The sequence below is a fragment of the Blautia sp. BCRC 81119 genome, assembly GCF_003184505.1.
In the GTDB taxonomy this organism is placed as follows: domain Bacteria; phylum Bacillota; class Clostridia; order Lachnospirales; family Lachnospiraceae; genus Blautia_A; species Blautia_A fusiformis.
Map to the genome: position 1 here is coordinate 1 of NZ_QJHD01000029.1, position 19,410 is coordinate 19,410.

Below are 19,410 nucleotides of genomic sequence, written 5' to 3' on the forward strand. Positions count from 1 at the left end.
ATTTCCTCAAAGATTGATTGTACCATTTGTTTTTCCTCCAAATAAGATATTCACTCCATACTCATGTCTGCTATCATTAACACAATTTACGTTTTCTCCTTATCTGGTTTCATACATAAATAATAAGCATATTTTTTTCCTGCCACAGTAGAAACTTTTCTTGTCATAGGTGCTCCACAATCCGCACATATAGCAATTCCGGATAACAGATATACTTGCTTTTGGTCAGGTGAAGTACGTGTATCCATGCCAAGAAGCCTCTGAACTATTTCAAAATCGCGGTCACTCACCAGTGGTTCATGATTTTTCTCAATCCGGATCCAGTCATCTTCCGGTTTCACATAAGTCTGCTTCACTTTATGGTTCGGTGTCGTCCTTTTTCCCTGCACAAGGTTTCCGATATAAACCTCGTTTTCCAGTATCCTGCGGACGGTAACGGAACTCCAAAGTGCCTGTTCCTTCTGCCGGAAGCCTGTTTCATAACGACTGCCGTTGCTGATTTTATACTCAAATGGGGAAAGAATACCCAGTTCATTTAAACGATTAGCGATCGCATCCTGACTCATTCCCTGCAGCTTCATCTTAAAAATATCCTGTACTACACTGCCTGCAGATGGATCAATCTCTAATTTATGCTTATCTGTCTTTGTCTTCCTGTATCCAAAAGCTACAAACGGGGTCACACACTCACCTTTTTTCCTCTTAATCTCAAGATTACTCCTGATCTACTACAATATATTTATGGTTAATATCCCTTACAGCCAGTAAGGATTTATCCATCTTGTTGCTTAAGCTGTATAATGATGGAGCAATTGGTATATCGTCCCTTTTCTTGGACATCGCGTCCGCAATTAAGACTGATAACCAGCTCCTCATTCGCAGCGTTCGTTTTATGCAGGTTGAATCGCCATAGGTGCATTCGCGTCACACCACAGTAGATTGAATAGGCAATGAGTAAAACTGGTATTTATCCATTGCAATAATCTTAAGGAGTGACAATTTATGAACGCAGTAGGTATCGATGTTTCAAAAGGTAAAAGTATGGTTGCTATCATGCGACCATTCGGTGAAATTTCACTAAAAAAAGAGCTTCAAGATCTGGGCGTTACCAAAATCCCAACCTCTGAAAAAATCCAGAAGCGGATTGAAAGCCTTGAATCGGAACAGGCTGCTGTTATCTGCGAAAAGCAAGAATTACAGAAAAAACATGGAATCATTCAACAGAATTTTTCCGCACTGCTCAATGTTCCGGTAATGCAAATTCCAGTATCCAAAGCAGAAAAAATTCTATAAAAAATAGAGGTGCCAACATGGTACCTCCATTTATTCCTCGACTCTTCCTAATATTTTTTCTGTAATAACATACACTTTTCCAAGCATTCCTTGACTTTTTTTCTAGAATAATTTTCATTATTGCTATACTCTATCAGATACCAGTATATATCAGAATCAACATTTAAATATTCCTTAAAAGCTACTATTGCTTCCTCATACTGCCTCTGTTCCATAGAACAATAACCATATTGTAGTATTGCAAATCTTTTTTGCTGCCAGTCATCAACTACAAAAATACTTATCAGCATCACACACAGCACTACTCCAATTATAGCTTTTGCTTTCAAAGATGTCCGAGTTATCTGTTCTGACTTATCTTTAAATTTCCATTTTATCATTTCTCTCTACTCGTATAATCACATTTTCATAATATTTTTCCTAAGTTTTTATATTTTTCTATACAGATTTCTTCAACTTTGTAGATAGCGATATTCTACATATCAGGAAACTCTTTAATGTATAAATTCCTATCTTTTGTCTCACTTAAAGAATCCGATATAAAATGTATTGGAATCAAGAATTTCAATAGACTCCACTCTCTTCATCTCTAATTTTTGTTGCATTTACTGATTATTTTGTTATTTAATCATCGTACATACCAGTAACATCTTTTCTTTTTCGCATCCTCAAATTTAATTATGAATTTTCTTCATCGATTTGTGCTGTTCCAAAAAGCTCATCGAACTTAGCTTCCAAAATTTCCTGCAAGGAACAGTCTTCTTCATCAAAATCATTATCAACATTCCTCTGTTTCTTTTCTTTTTCCTCATTATGACGCATAATATTCCTCATTGCTTCTGCAAATTCTTTATGTCTATCAGTCAATTTATTTCTCCTCCATATACTTATTAATTTTCCTCAGCCAGTTTAATCTGCGCTCTTCAACAATTATTAAACAAATGTATCTTTGCTCTCACGGATATCCCTGATGCAATAATCAGCTTTCTATTATTTTTTCCTGGTTTCTTGCATTGATCACCTGAATTATTCCATTGTTACCATGAGCTATGAAAACAAGTTCATCCATTGTATAATCTCCTCCCCGATATGCATATTCAATTTTTTGATACTCTGGTGTCACAATTACATTGCCATCATAATCAACAACTCCCATCAGGTTGTCCTCTGTCCAAACAAAAGCAAATTGACCATTATAAACACAGGAAATTCTCACAAAAGATTCATAATTTGCAATAATTCTTATTTCTTCTTCGTTTTGTTCAAACGGAAGTAATTCAAACAAAACTGCTTTTCCATCGACTATTGCACTTCCTAAACACGTTACGTTTGGCAAATCTCCAATCATTTCTGCACCAGAAAAAATGACCTTATCGTCACGATTAATAATTTCCCATGTACCATCCTCTTCTTGAACTCTGCAATATAATCCTTGCATTTCAAATGTTAGTGATCCATCTTGATAATCTTTGGTTATTCTTTTTCCTTCTTCATTAATGTAATAAATTTTTCCCGATGTTTCTTGAACTCTTGCTGTTCCATCTGCAAATTCAGCTGCTTCTACAAAAATAGGATCCGTCAAAAGGTTTCCATCTTTCTTGAGGTATCCGTATTTCCCGTTATTGCCGATGTATCTTGCAACATTCTCCCAGGAAAAATAGAATTCATCCGTATACAGATACTTGAACGGCCCTACATCAATACCCGTGGGGGCATGGTATATAGTGCCAAATTGGGTATACTCAAATCTATTTTCTTCAGATGTATTCTTCGCACAATCTGTTTCATATGCAATTTGTTCGTTCATCTGGTTAATCGCTGGAACAGCACCTGTGGCAATATGTAGTGTATATTTCCATGCCAAGCACGCAACTATAATCCCAAAGATCACCAAAGCAACACTTAATATCTGGTTATTTGTAAAACAATTCTTCATCTTCTTAATCATTCAACCACCTCCATACAATCAGGTCTATTATTCTCCATATATTTCTGAAGTATTTCACTTCTAACAGTGTCGTCCTCAACATCATGCCAAAGATCTGTATCAGCTGATTTTTCAACAATAAGCACACAAGTTTCATCCAAATCTATTGGTCTTAGTACCATTACATTATGCTCTTTATATTCTTCAGCAAAACAAATCACTGTAGCTTCTTCAGCACAAGTCAGTACAATCTTAAATACATTATCCTCATCCCAGTCCATAAGCTTAATCTCTGCCCCTTCAAATATATCGGATACTCTTTTATCAGCATAAAAACTCTCATCAATACACTTTGATTCGATTACAGACCAGATTAACAATCCCAAAGCAATTGTGTCCATGTAAAATCCTATTCTACCCGCAAATGGAAGAGCGATTGGCAGCGGAAGAACACCTATGCTATATGGAATCCCCCAAATCACCCTCATTGCTAACGTCCACCAGGCAGCTTTATACACGAGATAATTTCTGTTAAAGACTACATTTTTACCTAAAAGTCGATATGACGCAATCAGAAACAAGAGCAATACTATGACAATAGCCACCCCAACTACCCAACCGCCATAATATAGTCCAGCAAGGAAGTAATTATTTCTATCAGCCAGAAAAGCTGTTACCGTACTATTAGAAATCAGTTCAGATGAACACCCAAATGCAGACGCTCCGGTAATGATTTGCTTTATATTATTCTGATAGACTCTCCAATCCTTGCCATACGAATACTGATCAAATGACATACCCGTACGATAAAACACAACTAATAAAGCACCCCAAAAGAATATATATAACCCTATGAGGGCAAGTACATTGCCTTTTTTATTGCAACAACTCCATGCATATTTTCTGACTGCAACAATCACAGTAATAATTTCAATAGCAGCCAACTCAATCAGCCAGATGTTTGGCAACTTCATAAAAAGCAGATATGAGATCAGTGAAAGCATTAGCAGCTGCATAACACCTGATATTACTGCTTTCATGCTATAGTATTCTTCACGGATCCCTCTAAAGATCATCTGCGTCCACAATGGAAATACAATAAAGAGAATTGGATCAAACATATATTTTTTATTTATGTTGAGAAATCCTATCGTAATATAAGTAGAATCTGTAAACACAGTAATATCTGTCCACATTTCAAATACAAAAGCCAGAAGACAAAGAAACGCTAAGCTTCCCATTGCAAGCATGGATTTTCTCAATATGCACCATCTTTTGCCATCCCCACCAGGCATCTCTTCTATATAGTCCTCCGGTTCATCATCAAAAAGAATCGAAAACCAACTGCCGTTTCCCGCTGGCTTAAGTAGGGACCAGTAGAAGAAGGTTCCTAGCAGAGTTATAACTGCAAATATCAAAAAACTGTATGCTCCAGTTCCTTCATCATAACTTGCCATATATGTAAATGTTCGAAGCCAGATAAACGTGAGCCAACATACTATAGATAACAGAACCGATATTTTGTATCCTTTTTTACTCTTAATCATGTGTCTATCCTTCATCCTTTCTGAAATTGATGACCAGACTATAGCCGGTCACCAGAAACCAATATTTGTGTTTAAGCGTTCTCATCCCGAGCGTCTATTGGGGAAAATTCTGCACGATAATGCATAGATAATGCATAGCCTCAACCTTGTTTCCGACCTCATGTAGCACATTAGGTGCAGCATCTGCAAAGGCTTTTGCCTCCTTGAGTCCCATCCAGTTAATTCACGTACTGCCTTAATGACCTTAACTTTTTGCGATCTGGAATTTATCAACCGCATTTCATATCCTGTTTCAGATAAAACATGATTAACAACACCTCTCTTTCACGATGGTTTGCTTTTAAGGCAACATTATCTTAACAATTCCTATTACATTGCTCAGTTCCATATCCGAAAAATGAGTTATCTAATCAGCTACCATCCAGTTGGTAAACACGGTAAGCATCACTGCATTCAACGGAGGCTCCCATATTGAGCAGTATTCCTGCCACAATTGATCTATGACATGTTTTTTCCTCATCATCAGGGCAAAAGCAAACAAGACATATATTCTTTTCGTTGCTTACAGCCACAAGCTTTCTAATCAGTTTCATAGAAGCATCACAGCCTTGAATATCATTTAAAAATCTCGGCACATAGTGTTCTGTAAAGGCTTGTTTGTTCCACAGTCCTGAATGAACCATACTTCTATACTCTTTAAACAGGCTTTCTTTTGGCGCCAATTCCGGAACATGAAAAACATTATCAAAATCCTCAAACAGACTTCTCAACTCATCGACTGCAAAGCATATAACCCAAACTTCATCAAACTCTGCCGGATTGGTTTTAAAAATATTACCAATGGAAATCATACATATCCTCCTTTCAGGCTGCCTCTCGGAAAGATTCTTTTCTTTCCGGAAGGGCATACCAATTCTGTGTATTATCATCTGCCAAAGCGTAGATAGACACTAAAGAACGCTTCATATTCAGCAGGTCTTCTGTGAAGAGAATGGTGTTTTCCTCACTCCACATTCCATTTGCTCTTAAATACTCTGCAATCTTGATGTTGTGATCACGAGATTCACCGCAGATAATCATCTGCGGATATGAAGCATCCCCATGATAATTAGAATCAAGATATGTCTCATTGTGAATCAGATTGTAGTAGCGTTCGAGCTTGCTCATTAACTTCTCATAAGAATCCGGAGTATCACGAATCACTTCATAAGCCAGCACTGAGGTGTTATCGATCTTTACAGTTGCGGCTGTTCTAATCATGCAACTGCTCCCTGCCAGTTCAAGATTTGTAGCACGCATAGTCTCCATGATACCGAAGCGCTGCATCTGCGTATTACTCATCATAAGGTTGAGAATAATCTGATTGCCAACCAGGATTCTCTTTACATCACAGGCAGTATCATCAGGCATACCCTTCTCTCTTCTCTTTGAAAAAGACACGTAACGGTTGCCCATATGGAAGTTAACACCTTGTTCCAATGCAAGCTGATATCCGAAATAGTCAAGCTCATAATACTTAAGTCCATGTTCTGCACCAGCTGACACCATCTCGTTCTCCTGGATCACACGATACTTCATCAATTTAAGAATACGCTTTCTCAGTTTAGGACGATCAACGTCATAGCCTCTCAGGGTAATATACTCAAAAATCTGGAGAGAATTGAGATACTTAGAGCAAGCAACTTGCTCCACAATTGCATAATCAACGCTGTCAAGGAGCTCACGAAGTTCATCTACGCTTGTCATGCAGTATTGTACACGTGAATGTTCAATATGCTCATCGTCTCTTGCCGCAAAAATCGGGGTCTCCGGCACGGTATACGCTGCCAGTTCTGCAGTCATTCTTTCATAGGTTTTAGGATCATTCCATTTTGTATAATTCATCATATCTTTTCCCCTTTCTTACAGGTCATTCTCAAGCATTGTAATCAGCTTATGTTCCAGGTTGTCCTGCTCCAGATTTGCACAATAGTATTCACAAAAGTACTCAACCGTCTCCATCTGCTCTGTAGTCAGATAGTTCTGCACAAGCAGCAATCTGTTAGGTACGATACCGTACTCACGGCCGATACGAGCGAGCTTATCATAGTCACGGAACTGCTTTCCGGACTTGATTTCGATCACGTATACAAGGGCATCTGTAACGTTCTCGATGATCAGATCAAACTCGTTCTTCAATTTTCCATCAACGGTTGCCACTTTCGTATTCGCATAGAGCTTGAACTGCTTACCATACTTCTTCTCCAGCTTAGTAAGCACGTCACCCACCACCTTGCGGATGGCAATCTCCATATACTGGCCATTGATAAACATCAGGGCCTTAGGACTTAACACAAGTCGACCATGGAGCATCTCGCAATCCTCACAATAGCGAACCTCAGCAATAACACCATATAAATTCTGGCAAAGATCGATGATACCTGCCTTTCCTTCATTGGAAACACCTCTCAGGCTGAAGTGAAAATCTTCTCTTTTAGCGCCAAACAGAATACGCAGTTCGTTGAGAAAGCCTCTAATTTCAGCGTCCAGCTTGAGCATTCTAAGTGCAAGCCTCTCTACCGCAGGCGGAACAAGATCAGCCTGTTTGGAATACTCGATTTTGATGTTCTGACTGCTTTTTGTCAGTACGTTAGATACATTGGATACAACATTCATGTTTTCAGCAGATACCAGTCTTAATGCAGTTGCGTTGATCATACTTAAACCTCCCTGTATTCCAGAATCATCTGTCTGGTTTCCTTTTTCTTATGTTTGCGATTGTACACAGTCTTTAAACTCATATACGTTGTGAGACGGACCCAGATGTCACCCTTTTCTAAGGCCATCTTACGTTCTATTCCACGACTAGTTTTGAGCTGTGTAATCTTGGTTTTCTGAATTGGATTTCTCATCTTGGTTATCTCCCTCACTTTCTATGTAGATTTTAAAACAACTGCATTTTTCTCTCAGTTCCGTATCGGAAACAAAAGTTATCAAAAAAAGAAAATCCAGAATACAGGTTTTTAACTCTGTACTCTGGATTGATTTCTATGCCCACGGCAGCATTCTCTGCTTGTCAATGCTATTTAACTGTTGTATCCTAAGCGCCAAACTCGGATGTGTATCATATAATACGGATAAAAAGGTCTGGCCTGATGCTCCTGTATCTGGTGCAAAGCGTTCCAGGAATCTTCTAAGATAGAATGCATACCCCATGTCTGCTGCAAAACGATCAGCCATAAATTCGCTTCTACGCCCAAGTGCAGAAATTACCAATCTGCTCACCTGGAGAACGATAGTCTTTGCTGCTTCCATTACAAACCGAATCAAGCCGGAAATCTTGCTTGTAATAAAGTAGGATGCAAACGAGAATCGAAACAAGCCCATCATACAGCAGATTACCATAATGATGTAAACACAGGCAATCAATGCAAACTGATAAAAAGCAAGGACAGCTATGATTCCAAGACAGTTTACGATAAGTACCATGTTCAGCACACTGTCCCCATTCGTAAGGTGACCAAGCTCATGAGCAATGATGGCTTCTACGGTCCTATTGTCCAGATTTAAGGCTCCTTCTGTCACGCCTATACTTCTAGCGCCAAAACAGTAAGCATTCATTTCATCTCCTGGAATCAGGCACACCTTTATGTTATTAGGAAGGTTACGGCCCTCAGCCGCGACTTTCTCCCTAACTCTCTGATAACAATTATCCAGCTTCGCATGCTTAACTCCCAAAGATGGGTCGCATGGAATCACTCTGTATTTTACCCGGGCGATATGCTCACCAATTCCCAAAGCATAGATAATTGCCGCCAGAGCAATAAATACACCTCCGAAAGCGAAACACAGCAGGTCAATCACCAGCAATACTGCCGATATAATGTATCCTCTTCGCTTCATCTTAATCACCTCACATTCAAAATTTATCTCCTATGGTTACGGAAGAAAAACGGAGAATAGCCAGCTAATGAAACAATACAGTCACCCGGTAATGCAATCTTGTAAAAATCCGCATCTTGGATCACGCTACGTTCTCTTAACTCTGGTTTTCCACCGCCATAGCCTATTACTGACACCAGATTTTTTCCGTATCGGTTACTCAACAACTGTCTGCTCTTGTAGTCACTGGTAAAGAAACAAAAAACATTCGGGAAAAGCCCCAGCATACAGCTAGCTTCACTCTCTGAATAATTTTTTTCCAGTAACTGTACTGACTGAACCGCTGCAATCAACCTAAAGCCGTTGCTTCTGCCGTAGGCTAAGGCTGACTGAAGATATTGTAAATGGCCAAGAAGGCTAAATTCATCCAGGAAGAACCAGACCTTCTGATCATTTTCCTCAAGACTCTGTTTGATCATCTGGTCGAGGATCATATCAAAGAAAACGATACTTGACTCTGTGCTCTCTGCGTAATTGAAAAGCAGAAATACCTTCTTACCTTCTCTTAATGCTTGTCTCACAGAGAATGTTCCCGGCTTTACAAAAGCACCTCCCTGAAATGTTTCCTTTAACACGGTTCGCAGCTCGCCGAGCACACCAAGAGCCTGCGCAGTGCCACCTTCTCCCAGGTAATCCGATAAATGATGCAGTCTAGTCACCTCTTTGATCAGGGTTAATAAACCTTTTCTAGTTTTATCATTCACCACAGAATCCTTAAGTGTGACCGTGTTAAAAAATCCGATCAGAGTACTGTTAGTAGGCTTCTTTCCGGTCTGTAGCTCATAATTTTCATACAAATACATCGTCAAGGACTTGAACATATCCTTTGGTGCATTGGTAAAAAAAGGCTGTACTGTATTCTTATGTTTGGAGAACATGACATCACAAAGCTCAACCAGTGTCTTCTCCGGATCATTTGAAGCTTCCATCTCTGCAAAAATATTCCAGATACACTCTGGTTTGCATGCATTATATTCGAGAAGAAGATCTCCGTTTTCCGGATGATAGAATCCATCAATCATCTCTCTCTTGGTTGCAAAGATCACTGCGGCATCCTGCGCTCTCATGTCACTAAAAATTCGTGGCATAATTGCATTGCGCAGTAAATAGGACTTACCACTTGATACCTGTCCAATCAACAGTGTTGGTTTTTCAAGAATAGAATCATCTATCATGAAACCTGGTGCTAACTGAATCACTGGTGCTTTACTGTTTTTCTCCACATTAGGTCTTTCCAGTAAGGTAATTTCACTACTTTGCATCTGTAACATACCGTATCCTCCCTTATAATCCATCTTCATTATCATAAGTATTTTCTTGGCCATTTCCGGGGGTGTATCCGTGGCATATATTCTATGCCCGTCCCATGATCCACGACTATCATTGTATTCTGTACAAAATTTAATGCCCACACCACTCCAGTGAACAAGGTTTCTGATATAGTCATCCAACAGGTAAGCAATCTTCTCTCTGCATAAAGGCATCTTGACGCTCCCATAGGAAATGAAATGACAACAGCACTCTGGCAACCATGGCAGCCAAAATCTTAGCCACTCTTTTTTCTCTTTGATCGCATATTCATTATCCAGCACTGAACTTAAAATATGTACATCCATATCCAACTCAAAGATAAGACGTACTGCATCAATCAGATTTAACTCTGGCTTTCTGGAAAGAAAGAACCCTTCAGAGGACACATCTCTATAAGATGCGTCCTCCCACCTCGCCAGGACTCCATCCATGTCAACATACAGAACTTTATTCTCCAAGCCCGTCATCTTCTCCTCCACTACCTCCTTCGCCAGAGTTATCTTCTCCAACACCTTCACTTGCTCCTTCTGATTCACCGGAAGATACTTCGGCACTTGCAGGCGCTTCACTTTCAGTGATTCCGGCATCCAAAAAGGACGTATCAAAATCAGTATGCTCCCATCCGCTACCAAGTCTGTCATCGACATCATCTTCTGCACCACATAAGTCATTAGCAATATCTATTTGTTCATCCGTCATGCCAGCATTCTGCGATGAATCAACCGTCTGATCCGCCTGATTGGCGGTATCATTCCAAGACTGCTGCATTTCATGACTAGCATTCTGAAAAGAAATATGCTGCTCATCAATGGCACCGGTAGTGTTATCCTGAACTCCTACATTGATCATTGTTGCATCCGGTCGTTCACCGACACTGTTAAAATTGGAAACATTCATAGAAACCGTGTTGTTCGGATTTGCTGCAAGATTGGCAACATTTCTCTCCACATTCGCTTGATCCTTCTGATTGACATTCGCAGCCTGCGCATCAAGATTTGTTGGGTCGTTTCGGCCACCAAAGCGATCAGCAATAAGGTGTCCGCCCTGATCTCCTGCCTGACGATCTGCGCCTCCCGCACTTCTCTGTGCACCAAGATCTCTTTCACTGGTAGAGCCATTTGCTATGATTCCTGAAGCACTCTTACCAGTAGCATTATGTGAGTAAATGTATTCTCCAGGAGTTCCACTATAGTCCATACTCATTTTCTTTCCTCCTTATCTTCGTAAGTCAACATAACCCTCAAAGGTATCTGCCTGAACCAAACAGATTCCTTTCTGCATATCATGTATTTCCTCTTTACGATACTGAGCTTCCCATACTGGAACATGCTGCACGTAGTGGTCCACTCGATTAGTGTCCAGAAGCCGGTCCAGCACTCGGTTATTTGAAATCCTTCTGTCTCGATCGCAGGCATACGAATTTCGCACTACTGGAATCTGTCCAAATCTCTTCGACGAAATCTCCTCGCAGCTTTCCATCCTTGAATGAGCTGTGTATATGTATCTTCGGAAATATTCATCTATCTGTTCACTCCAGTCAGCTGTATGTCCCGAGAAATAATCCTTCGCAAAGAAGTTAAAATTAATATCGGACGAGGAAACATTCAAAAGCCGAAGAAGCTCATTACCATATTTCTTGCATCCCTCCAACACCATCAGACTTACCTGCTTGCCGCTTCGTTTTGCTTCCAGAATGTCCCATCCAATCATCTCAAACAAAAGTTCTTTCATCTCTTCACTCATATCAGATTTGATGATGAAGCAGAGCCGATCCCCCTGCCCAAGCGTAGAAATAGATTTACTGCGATCCTTCTTCAAAGAAAAACTACGATCAAGGCGATTCAGAATCCTCTTCAAATGAATACGGCCACTAGAACAATCTGAATAATCTTCAAACCAATCTCTGCATTCATCCTGTGTCATTTCGCCGTTAACAACTGCTGTATTCAGTGCTCTCTCAACAGCAGAGGCACGCAGGTACTTCTGTAGAAGTGCCTCATCGCTGGTATGATGGGCCTCCCCAATTTCACTCTCAAGTTCTGTCAGGAAATCAATATACGCCATCACATCATCAGCTTTTTCCTGATCAACACGGCACCTTTTCAGGATTTCCACCATTCTTTCCTTCATATCGACATCACAGCCTGAAAAAGCAGGGAAGTACCGATGTGCATAAGAAGGCAGATAACCTTTATTTCTTGAATCAGATTCAACAATCTGAGAAACAGCCGGAAGCATATCTTCGGAAGCAATTACCACCTGCACAAAATGCTGCTCAGCAGCCTTATACAGAAGTTTCTTAAAGACAATAGCCGTTACTGCTTCGTCATCTCCCGAGCACATCCAACCACTGATGTCACGATTCATCAAACTCATGATTTCATTCATCCATTCTCACCCTTTCTAAAAACTGTTATCTAACATCACTATCAATATATCGAAACGCCAACATATCGTCCTTCGCATATCGGTAAAAACAGTTAACAATATTTCTAACATGTCATTTTTCTTATAAATTCCGGAGTACAATTACAGGAAAGTACCTCAGAACTATTTTCAAAAATTGATCGATCTAGAAGATGAACCATCCCCCAATGATATAGAGGATCTTTTCTGCAGATTGCATCAGTGACATCTATATAAAACCAACCACCGCAAAGAAATACCATATTCCATGCATGCCCTTCTCCATTCCGTGTTCCACGTATATACCTGCAGGGAATTCCTAACTCTTTAAAGATGGAACAGATTGCCAGAGATATGCCCATACAAACAGCCGTGTTATTTATGATTGCGCTATACGCGGTATATTCGAGTTTCGTAGAGTTTTCTATACGCCCATAGTGCCAGTTGTTTACACAATATCGGACAACCGCATATGCTTTTTTCCAATCCTCGATACCACTCAGCTTAGCCTGGCGAACTATCTCGTTGATCTTTTCTGTTATCTTTGCTTTTCGGTCTGTCCATTCCCTGTAGCTGCAGGAATATTGAAAACGAATGACCTGCGCCATATATCTGCATTCTTCCATTCGCTTTATTTCGGACGATAGTCCTGATACATAACAATTCAACAGCTGATGAGATTCCAGCAGGTTACTTTTCTTTCCCTGGATTTGCTCATGCAGGTGAGCCGGATACACAATAAGCAAATTTCTTCTGTGTAAGCTAGCCGCATAGATTGTCGCCTCTCGCAGTTCAGAAATCGATTCAACCCTCACTACCGACGAAGAAAGAGTATTTGTATATTCGACTTGAAGTATCAGTTTTGCCCACAAGCCATAATCTTCAACTTGAAGCTGAAGTGTTTTAATACATAAAATCAATCGAGGGTCTGCCTCACACACTTCGTGAAGAACAGATCCCCTTCTGATAACCTCTGGCATCACGTTAACCGAAATACTCTGGTCACGTTTCGTTGCCATATGTTCTGCTAACACAGATGCAGCCGCTCTGAGTGTGTTACAAACCATATCATGCCTCCCTATACAAGAAAGTAATCAAGCAGAGCAAACACCAGCATGAAGATCATGTTGTTGAAAAGAAGTTTGCGGATCTCCACCACATCGAACTTTCCGTTCTTGATAAATGCGTTAGCAACCACTGCAACAACAAATAAGATCAGGCTGATCAGTGCAAAAATATAGGAATAAGCTGCCAGAGCAATAAAACCACGTTCAAGAATCTTGTTAATCATTTTCTCTTCCTCCATGTGTGAAAACATTTGTCATTTGGCCTGCAATTGCTTCCAATCTATCGGTTAGCCTTTCAAAATTGTGGAAAGCAAAATGCACATCTGTATTTAACTGTGCATGCAGCTGAGGCATGCTCAGCTCTGTCCGTATTGAAGGATGTTCTTTCAGCCCAAATGCTGTCACCAGAATCAATACAGCCAGTATCGTAGCAATTCTTGCTGTTTTAGCCGTCTTCCTTGTCCAGCGAATCAGATATCTTAGCAGGAGATTAATCGGCTGATATCTTGATGTGTTCTCTTTGACGATATATCTTTCCTCGTCAAAATCTCCTGCATAACATTTTTCACGGAACTTCTCGTCATAGCAGCTCTCGCAAACAAACAGCATACTGTCAACATTGCCATTCTGGTATTGAATGTAATAACCTTTCTGTGTAAAACACCCACATCCCGGTTGCTTGCATTCCTTCATTGTGTTTAGTGCTACCCTCTTGGCAATGTATCTGCTCATGTAAGAATCACTCCAATCTCGTCAACCTGACTATGTTTATCTTTAACTGCAATCTGAATCTCGCTGTTACCTCCAACGATCATATAAATGATATCCATAAGCATATCATCCAGAGTCTTGTTGTCCAGAAGATTAAAATCCGGAGATCCACTTGGACTTGTTCTATAAAGGCCTACAATAGCAATTTCTTCTGCTCTGGAAATCTTTCTCAGATTCATAACATCATCCTTGGTAAAAAAATTGGCGGTTCCTTTGCCTGCCTGAACGCTATCAATCATTTTTTCTACTACAATCTTATAGCCAGCATCAGTAACTTCCTTTTTTCCCATAAGATAGCCAGCATGAAAGCCTGGTTTTCTGCCTTCCGGAGCAATCTGTTCAATAGCATTCGTGCTCAGTTCAACTATCTTTGCTGCGAGTGGATAGTCTCTATTGCCGCTTGTTTCATAACACTCCTCACAGACAAATCTGGCCATATTGCTATCACGGAGCATATAACCATTCTGTGAAAAACAGTGACAGAAAGTGCATTCCTGATGCTCCGGTAAACGTGTAATCATCGCGATTCTTCTACTCATCTCTTATTCCTTCCTTTCAATAAACTCTTATCTGCTGTTTACAAAATGATTATATGAAAATACGTTTTCTCCCTCATTGGTATATCGGAAGAAAAGGTTATACTATTTCATTGTTTCTGTATTTATTCGTTTCCAATCCCATCTGTATTTGCATCTGACATAGCTCCTGCATCCATATCCTGTGTACTAATAACGTCCTGCTCTGCATCTAAAAAGGATTCCTCGAAATCGCTTCTGTTCTCCATTGGCGCTTTTCCTTTCTCCATCTGCATGTCTTCTTGCTGAACCGCACTATCTTTCGATTCAGATTTTTCTTCCGTTTGTTCAATTACCGCCGGAAACTTTGCATCTCGATTGATTACTGCACCATTTTGGTAACCACCATCTGTCACAACCTGAATTGCTCCACCCTCACGCGGTTGCTGCTCTGGATCCATCATAGAAAACTTGCTCTGTGGGGCAATTTCTCCAATTATCAGATTCTGATCTCTTCCAAGCTCTACGGTAGTCTCAAATTCTGCATTATTTGTATACGGCAATGCTCCATTGTTGATTCTGTCAGCAGGAGTGTTTCCTAATGATTCTTTTGCTACAAATACTCCGGAACTGCTCTCTATGCCATGCGTTGTAACAAAACGTTCTCCTGCATGAGCATGACGAACTTCCATTCTGCTATTGGATGAAAAAGAATTCTTAAGATCACTACGTGCCTCCTGACTAATCCCTCTAGAATCCATCAGCTTATTGAAACCAGCATTACTCAACTTTGCACTTTGATCAGTCACCCCCGGCTGCTGGTAGCGGCTAGCTGCAGTATTGTTATGAAATTGCTCAACATTCTGGCGAATATACTCGCTTCTATCCATATGTTTGTCCTCACAAATTAATAAGTTGGATCTGCCCAAACGACAAAGGTAGGAATCTGATCCTCATTTACTATATTTTCCATCGCTTCTTTGATTTCTAATTGATTTAATAAAGCTGATTTCCAATTCGCTTTGATAGTATCTCCATCTATCGTAAGTAATTCAAAACATGAGTTTTCCATTACAGATTCCGCAAAATCTAATTTCACAAAACGTGAAAATGCATAAGCGGATGCGAAAAAATGTACTGCTATTTAGGGATCGTCCTCACAGAATTTCCTCAATATATCTATCGGACTATCTTCCATATCAATCTCACATACAACAGTTATTCCTAGAAGATTCTCGAATACTATTTTTGTACCCACACCACCATTAAAGAATGTCATAAGTTTGTCACACCAACTTTGATTTACATATCTCTTCAGTTTCTCATGGTTCAAAATAATAGGATTGCACTTTAAAACGTTCATTACTCTATTTTTCTGCTCCTGAGAGTTTTTAAGAGCGTCTTTAGAGATTCCCATAATTGCAGACGAACAATGACCAATCTCAATAGACTCCTCAGTGACATTCTGTAAGGAAAGCGTTTCAATTACATTAGTCAAAAAGTCGGAAGGAGTCTCTCTCCTTGTGTTGTCCCAGCTAGGATGACCATCAATATATACATGCGGATGCGCAAGCTGATTACCGATGCTTTCCTGATAATATCTGCACCGAGACTGATAGATTGGTGTAAAATGCACATTTCCTCTTTTTTTATAGAAGGTATTTCTCGGAAACTGTACATAAACATTGCCAGTTCGATCAGATCCCCTTAGTGGGTATCCGCTGAATGCCATAATAATGAAATTTCCGTCAGCAGAATAATATGTATTAGCCGTCAAACTTTCACCTAAACAGTCAGTTACGATGCTCGCTGCAATCTCAGCAATAATCAAATTGTAATCTTTCATCTTTTTTCATTCTCCTTTTCTTGCAAATTTGCTATACTCCTGCGCTCTTTTGTGAAAGCTAGTATCTGATAGGCCTTAACGTTTCTTATATTACAAATCAAAGGAGAGGGACCTCCTTTCTGACCTCTCCCCTTCATTATTCATCTCTTCTTTCTATTCCGCCTCCTTATCCGTAAAGCACAGTTTCACAAGATAATCATGCGCATCGCCCTCAACGAGATAAATATGCTCTTTCGGGAGCTGCCAAAGAACAGGATCCACATCACAACCTTCCGGTACTTCGATTTTGGCATAGGCATCGGTACTTCTGTAGGCTACAGGAATATTCAAACTCCATTCCAAATCAAGTCTATATAAAGGAATATCTTCCGAAAAAACTGCATTCATCTTCTCCCATAGTTCATGCTTCGGATGCGTTCTGTCAAATTCAATGCAACGAATCCCTTCGTTCTCTGCTAATACGTCAAACAACTCACTCTTGATTTTAGATGGAAGTTTTCCGTACTTAAAAGTTCTGAGTGCTGCCTTGTCACGAACAAATCCATTTCCAACTGAATTCAGGATGTACTTCCATGCGGTCTTCACATCTTCACTCTTTCCAAGCAGATAGTTCAAAGCAAGATCCATGGTCATACCGGCAATCTGGGCCGAAAATCCCATAACCTGCGCCTGCGTTTCATCAGGAATATCACTGCAGCTTCTGCGCTCTTCCAGCGTCTGACGATAACCATTTCCCCAGACATACTCAAGATCCACGACTGAATCAGCAGGAAAGCTTACTACATTTCCCGTAAACTGATCGCCGATGGTTCCTGTTCCACAGGTAATATGTGGAATATGATACAACTTGCAGCCACGATCAATATAGTGACGAACTGCAGCACTATCTACAGGTGAAAGCACCAAATCGAACTGTTCAAAAAATCCCCAACCCAGATCACAGATATTAGCATTGATACCAGTTACATTAATTGAGAAACAACTTTTTTCAGCCGCAGCTTTAGCAAGCTCCAGTGCTTTAGGGCGTCTCAGCGAGGTCTCATTAACCATACTGGATCTAGGCAAATTCCAATACTCGTAGGCATCCATATCCACAATCGTAATATCGTTTACACCGCTGTTCATTGCATACTCAACAAGAAGATTACCAATAGTACCGGCGCCAACAATCAGAACCTTCTTTCCTGCCAGTTCCTGAATCGAATGCAGAAATCTTTTATCAATCTCTGCCTTCTGAGTTTCCGTATAATTACGTGTCGTATGAAATACAGACTTTTTTACCTTCTTTCCTGCCACAAAATATTCTTCATCATTCTGAGTCACACACTTTGCAAACATATGCTCACAGACTGCCGCATCAGCAACGAACATATTGCACTCGTAAAACTTAAAATCTATATTCTTAAAGATGGCTTCCCAAGTTCCGTAGCGTGGAGAAACTACCATATAGACACTGTTGTCTCTGGACTGACGCATCATCTCATGATCAACCCCTGACCAAAATGCCTGATACTGAGCATGGGAATGGATGTTTCCGATGATATGCATATCCGGACAGTTCTTTTTAACATACTTCACTGCATTCATCAGGTAATCGGTTGTAAACTCAAATGTACTCGATGTACCAATTCTTTCCTCTTCATACAGGTCACAAACATGGGCGGTATATTTACCTGTAACGACATCTTGTGAAATATTACCAAGAAGAATTCCGCCACATTCATGCATTGGATCGCGGTAGATCATGCCGTTAATCTTACCAATTGCTAATTTATCAATAATAATGTCAGCCTTCTGACCTGACATAGTGTTCTGATTCATATCTCTTTTCATTCAAACTCCTCCCTTAGGCTGCATTCATGAGCATTGTAATCTTACTGCACCAACGTTTATTAACATAGCTCTCAAGCTTTCTGCGATCAGAAATAATTGGCTTGCACTTTAAAGTTCTGATTACTCTCTTCTGCTGTGCCTGTGCATTCTTGAGGGCTTCCATCTTTACCCCCATGATACCGGATGCACAAAGACCGACTGTAACAGAATCTTTTGTGACGTTCTGAAGAGAAAGGGTTTCAATGATATTAGCAATAAAGTCTACCGGCCTCTCTCTCTTACTGTTGTCCCAGCAAGGATGTCCATCATTGTACACATGCGGATGTGCAAACTGATTTCCCATACTTTCCTGATAATATCTACACTGTGCCTGCTGAATCGGAGTGTAGTGTACGTTACCCCTTCTTACGTAAAAAGTAGATCTAGGGAACTGTACATACACCTTACCAGTACGATTAGAATTTTTCAGTGGATAGCCATTGAACTCCATAATGATCGAATTGCCGTCAGCACTATAATATATATTGGAAGTAAGGCCGGATCCAAGGCAATCAATCACAATACTTGCTGCAATCTTAGTAAGGTCCATTGTGTAATCTTTCATCATACTCTCATCCTCCTTCTTACGCTACGATACTAGATACGCTTACCACGAACTTAGGAACCTGACCTTCGCTCTCGATGTGTGCCATCTCTTCTTTGATCGCTGGCTGATTACACAGTGCGGTCTTCCAATCTGCACGAATCGAATCTCCCTCGATGCCAAGCAGTTCGAATGCTGACTTCGCCTCATCGATATGTCCGTCCATAAGCTGATCAATCGCCTTCTGGTTTGAAAAGATCTGCGTAGCCGCAGTTGGATCCTCTTCATAGAACTTACGAATAATGCCCATAGGGCTGTCTGCTGTATCGATATCACAGTTAATGGTTACGCCTCTTACGGTCTCAAGTGTTGCTTTCATTGAGTTTCCTC

General features: G+C 40.3%; 24 protein-coding genes. 1 reads left to right on the plus strand and 23 read right to left on the minus strand.

What is annotated here, in order from left to right; all coding sequences use genetic code 11:
* Window positions 1-86: 86 nt before the first annotated feature.
* Window positions 87-683, minus strand: coding sequence for a recombinase family protein (locus DMI82_RS15710; RefSeq protein ID WP_242981855.1), 597 nt, complete (start codon window positions 681-683; stop codon window positions 87-89).
* 319 nt (window positions 684-1,002) lie between these two features.
* Here DMI82_RS15710 and DMI82_RS20495 point away from each other — a divergent pair, with 319 nt between their 5' ends.
* Window positions 1,003-1,293, plus strand: coding sequence for a hypothetical protein (locus tag DMI82_RS20495; protein ID WP_110103855.1), 291 nt, complete (start codon window positions 1,003-1,005; stop codon window positions 1,291-1,293).
* Window positions 1,294-1,340: 47 nt separating this feature from the next.
* Here the strand turns inward: DMI82_RS20495 and DMI82_RS15720 are convergent, their stop codons facing one another.
* From DMI82_RS15720 to DMI82_RS15825, 22 genes are all read right to left on the minus strand, one after another.
* The gene (locus DMI82_RS15720; RefSeq protein ID WP_110103856.1) at window positions 1,341-1,673 is read right to left on the minus strand and encodes a hypothetical protein; all 333 of its coding nucleotides are present in this window, start codon (window positions 1,671-1,673) and stop codon (window positions 1,341-1,343) included.
* 298 nt (window positions 1,674-1,971) lie between these two features.
* Entirely contained in the window at window positions 1,972-2,160 is a 189-nt protein-coding gene (locus DMI82_RS15725; protein ID WP_110103857.1) for a hypothetical protein, read from the minus strand.
* Between the two features lie 112 nt (window positions 2,161-2,272).
* Window positions 2,273-3,241: a WG repeat-containing protein gene (locus tag DMI82_RS15730; protein WP_110103858.1), complete on the minus strand. Its 969-nt coding sequence runs from the start codon at window positions 3,239-3,241 to the stop codon at window positions 2,273-2,275.
* Window positions 3,238-4,767 carry a hypothetical protein gene (locus tag DMI82_RS15735; RefSeq protein ID WP_110103859.1) on the minus strand — a complete coding sequence of 510 codons (1,530 nt, stop codon included), beginning with the start codon at window positions 4,765-4,767 and terminating at the stop codon, window positions 3,238-3,240. The genes DMI82_RS15730 and DMI82_RS15735 overlap by 4 nt, the downstream gene beginning before the upstream one ends.
* A gap of 410 nt (window positions 4,768-5,177) precedes the next feature.
* On the minus strand, window positions 5,178-5,618 hold the full coding sequence (locus DMI82_RS15745) for a DUF488 family protein, N3 subclade (protein ID WP_158526491.1): 441 nt from the start codon (window positions 5,616-5,618) through the stop codon (window positions 5,178-5,180).
* Between the two features lie 13 nt (window positions 5,619-5,631).
* Entirely contained in the window at window positions 5,632-6,654 is a 1,023-nt protein-coding gene (locus DMI82_RS15750; protein WP_110103862.1) for a hypothetical protein, read from the minus strand.
* A gap of 15 nt (window positions 6,655-6,669) precedes the next feature.
* Window positions 6,670-7,464: a hypothetical protein gene (locus DMI82_RS15755; RefSeq protein ID WP_110103863.1), complete on the minus strand. Its 795-nt coding sequence runs from the start codon at window positions 7,462-7,464 to the stop codon at window positions 6,670-6,672.
* Window positions 7,465-7,466: 2 nt separating this feature from the next.
* A complete protein-coding gene (locus DMI82_RS15760; protein WP_110103864.1) occupies window positions 7,467-7,658 on the minus strand; it encodes a hypothetical protein in 192 nt (63 codons plus the stop codon).
* A gap of 136 nt (window positions 7,659-7,794) precedes the next feature.
* A complete protein-coding gene (locus DMI82_RS15765; protein ID WP_110103865.1) occupies window positions 7,795-8,649 on the minus strand; it encodes a M48 family metalloprotease in 855 nt (284 codons plus the stop codon).
* Between the two features lie 23 nt (window positions 8,650-8,672).
* Complete coding sequence (locus DMI82_RS15770) at window positions 8,673-10,511, minus strand: type IV secretion system DNA-binding domain-containing protein (protein ID WP_146207174.1); 1,839 nt, start codon at window positions 10,509-10,511, stop codon at window positions 8,673-8,675.
* Window positions 10,447-11,202: a DNA/RNA non-specific endonuclease gene (locus DMI82_RS15775; RefSeq protein WP_110103867.1), complete on the minus strand. Its 756-nt coding sequence runs from the start codon at window positions 11,200-11,202 to the stop codon at window positions 10,447-10,449. Before DMI82_RS15775 ends, DMI82_RS15770 begins: the two co-directional genes overlap by 65 nt.
* Window positions 11,203-11,214: 12 nt before the next feature.
* On the minus strand, window positions 11,215-12,387 hold the full coding sequence (locus DMI82_RS15780) for a hypothetical protein (protein WP_110103868.1): 1,173 nt from the start codon (window positions 12,385-12,387) through the stop codon (window positions 11,215-11,217).
* A gap of 104 nt (window positions 12,388-12,491) precedes the next feature.
* Complete coding sequence (locus DMI82_RS19680) at window positions 12,492-13,472, minus strand: transglutaminase-like domain-containing protein (RefSeq protein WP_146207175.1); 981 nt, start codon at window positions 13,470-13,472, stop codon at window positions 12,492-12,494.
* An 11-nt stretch (window positions 13,473-13,483) separates the two neighbouring features.
* On the minus strand, window positions 13,484-13,696 hold the full coding sequence (locus DMI82_RS15790; RefSeq protein ID WP_110103869.1) for a hypothetical protein: 213 nt from the start codon (window positions 13,694-13,696) through the stop codon (window positions 13,484-13,486).
* Window positions 13,689-14,204: a hypothetical protein gene (locus tag DMI82_RS15795; RefSeq protein WP_110103870.1), complete on the minus strand. Its 516-nt coding sequence runs from the start codon at window positions 14,202-14,204 to the stop codon at window positions 13,689-13,691. Before DMI82_RS15795 ends, DMI82_RS15790 begins: the two co-directional genes overlap by 8 nt.
* Window positions 14,201-14,782, minus strand: coding sequence for a hypothetical protein (locus tag DMI82_RS15800; RefSeq protein WP_110103871.1), 582 nt, complete (start codon window positions 14,780-14,782; stop codon window positions 14,201-14,203). The genes DMI82_RS15795 and DMI82_RS15800 overlap by 4 nt, the downstream gene beginning before the upstream one ends.
* Window positions 14,783-14,904: 122 nt before the next feature.
* Window positions 14,905-15,648 carry a hypothetical protein gene (locus tag DMI82_RS15805; protein WP_110103872.1) on the minus strand — a complete coding sequence of 248 codons (744 nt, stop codon included), beginning with the start codon at window positions 15,646-15,648 and terminating at the stop codon, window positions 14,905-14,907.
* 17 nt (window positions 15,649-15,665) lie between these two features.
* Window positions 15,666-15,830 (minus strand): hypothetical protein, encoded by a 165-nt coding sequence (locus DMI82_RS19900; RefSeq protein ID WP_158526492.1) that lies wholly within the window; start codon window positions 15,828-15,830, stop codon window positions 15,666-15,668.
* Between the two features lie 72 nt (window positions 15,831-15,902).
* The gene (locus DMI82_RS15810; RefSeq protein WP_110103873.1) at window positions 15,903-16,604 is read right to left on the minus strand and encodes a hypothetical protein; all 702 of its coding nucleotides are present in this window, start codon (window positions 16,602-16,604) and stop codon (window positions 15,903-15,905) included.
* Between the two features lie 153 nt (window positions 16,605-16,757).
* Window positions 16,758-18,437 (minus strand): ThiF family adenylyltransferase, encoded by a 1,680-nt coding sequence (locus tag DMI82_RS15815; RefSeq protein ID WP_110103875.1) that lies wholly within the window; start codon window positions 18,435-18,437, stop codon window positions 16,758-16,760.
* Between the two features lie 13 nt (window positions 18,438-18,450).
* Entirely contained in the window at window positions 18,451-19,044 is a 594-nt protein-coding gene (locus DMI82_RS15820) for a hypothetical protein (RefSeq protein WP_110103876.1), read from the minus strand.
* A 16-nt stretch (window positions 19,045-19,060) separates the two neighbouring features.
* Complete coding sequence (locus DMI82_RS15825; protein WP_110103878.1) at window positions 19,061-19,399, minus strand: hypothetical protein; 339 nt, start codon at window positions 19,397-19,399, stop codon at window positions 19,061-19,063.
* Window positions 19,400-19,410 lie beyond the last annotated feature (11 nt).

What these genes read in the sequence shown, in the direction of transcription:
- DMI82_RS20495 (WP_110103855.1), top strand. Translation starts at nt 1,003, where the DNA reads ATGAACGCAGTAGGTATCGATGTTTCAAAAGGTAAAAGTATGGTTGCT.
- DMI82_RS15720 (WP_110103856.1), bottom strand. Translation starts at nt 1,673, where the DNA reads ATGATAAAATGGAAATTTAAAGATAAGTCAGAACAGATAACTCGGACA.
- DMI82_RS15730 (WP_110103858.1), bottom strand. Translation starts at nt 3,241, where the DNA reads ATGATTAAGAAGATGAAGAATTGTTTTACAAATAACCAGATATTAAGT.
- DMI82_RS15735 (WP_110103859.1), bottom strand. Translation starts at nt 4,767, where the DNA reads ATGATTAAGAGTAAAAAAGGATACAAAATATCGGTTCTGTTATCTATA.
- DMI82_RS15745 (WP_158526491.1), bottom strand. Translation starts at nt 5,618, where the DNA reads ATGATTTCCATTGGTAATATTTTTAAAACCAATCCGGCAGAGTTTGAT.
- DMI82_RS15750 (WP_110103862.1), bottom strand. Translation starts at nt 6,654, where the DNA reads ATGATGAATTATACAAAATGGAATGATCCTAAAACCTATGAAAGAATG.
- DMI82_RS15755 (WP_110103863.1), bottom strand. Translation starts at nt 7,464, where the DNA reads ATGATCAACGCAACTGCATTAAGACTGGTATCTGCTGAAAACATGAAT.
- DMI82_RS15760 (WP_110103864.1), bottom strand. Translation starts at nt 7,658, where the DNA reads ATGAGAAATCCAATTCAGAAAACCAAGATTACACAGCTCAAAACTAGT.
- DMI82_RS15765 (WP_110103865.1), bottom strand. Translation starts at nt 8,649, where the DNA reads ATGAAGCGAAGAGGATACATTATATCGGCAGTATTGCTGGTGATTGAC.
- DMI82_RS15775 (WP_110103867.1), bottom strand. Translation starts at nt 11,202, where the DNA reads ATGAGTATGGACTATAGTGGAACTCCTGGAGAATACATTTACTCACAT.
- DMI82_RS15780 (WP_110103868.1), bottom strand. Translation starts at nt 12,387, where the DNA reads ATGAATGAAATCATGAGTTTGATGAATCGTGACATCAGTGGTTGGATG.
- DMI82_RS19680 (WP_146207175.1), bottom strand. Translation starts at nt 13,472, where the DNA reads ATGGTTTGTAACACACTCAGAGCGGCTGCATCTGTGTTAGCAGAACAT.
- DMI82_RS15790 (WP_110103869.1), bottom strand. Translation starts at nt 13,696, where the DNA reads ATGATTAACAAGATTCTTGAACGTGGTTTTATTGCTCTGGCAGCTTAT.
- DMI82_RS15795 (WP_110103870.1), bottom strand. Translation starts at nt 14,204, where the DNA reads ATGAGCAGATACATTGCCAAGAGGGTAGCACTAAACACAATGAAGGAA.
- DMI82_RS15800 (WP_110103871.1), bottom strand. Translation starts at nt 14,782, where the DNA reads ATGAGTAGAAGAATCGCGATGATTACACGTTTACCGGAGCATCAGGAA.
- DMI82_RS15805 (WP_110103872.1), bottom strand. Translation starts at nt 15,648, where the DNA reads ATGGATAGAAGCGAGTATATTCGCCAGAATGTTGAGCAATTTCATAAC.
- DMI82_RS19900 (WP_158526492.1), bottom strand. Translation starts at nt 15,830, where the DNA reads ATGGAAAACTCATGTTTTGAATTACTTACGATAGATGGAGATACTATC.
- DMI82_RS15810 (WP_110103873.1), bottom strand. Translation starts at nt 16,604, where the DNA reads ATGAAAGATTACAATTTGATTATTGCTGAGATTGCAGCGAGCATCGTA.
- DMI82_RS15815 (WP_110103875.1), bottom strand. Translation starts at nt 18,437, where the DNA reads ATGAAAAGAGATATGAATCAGAACACTATGTCAGGTCAGAAGGCTGAC.
- DMI82_RS15820 (WP_110103876.1), bottom strand. Translation starts at nt 19,044, where the DNA reads ATGATGAAAGATTACACAATGGACCTTACTAAGATTGCAGCAAGTATT.
- DMI82_RS15825 (WP_110103878.1), bottom strand. Translation starts at nt 19,399, where the DNA reads ATGAAAGCAACACTTGAGACCGTAAGAGGCGTAACCATTAACTGTGAT.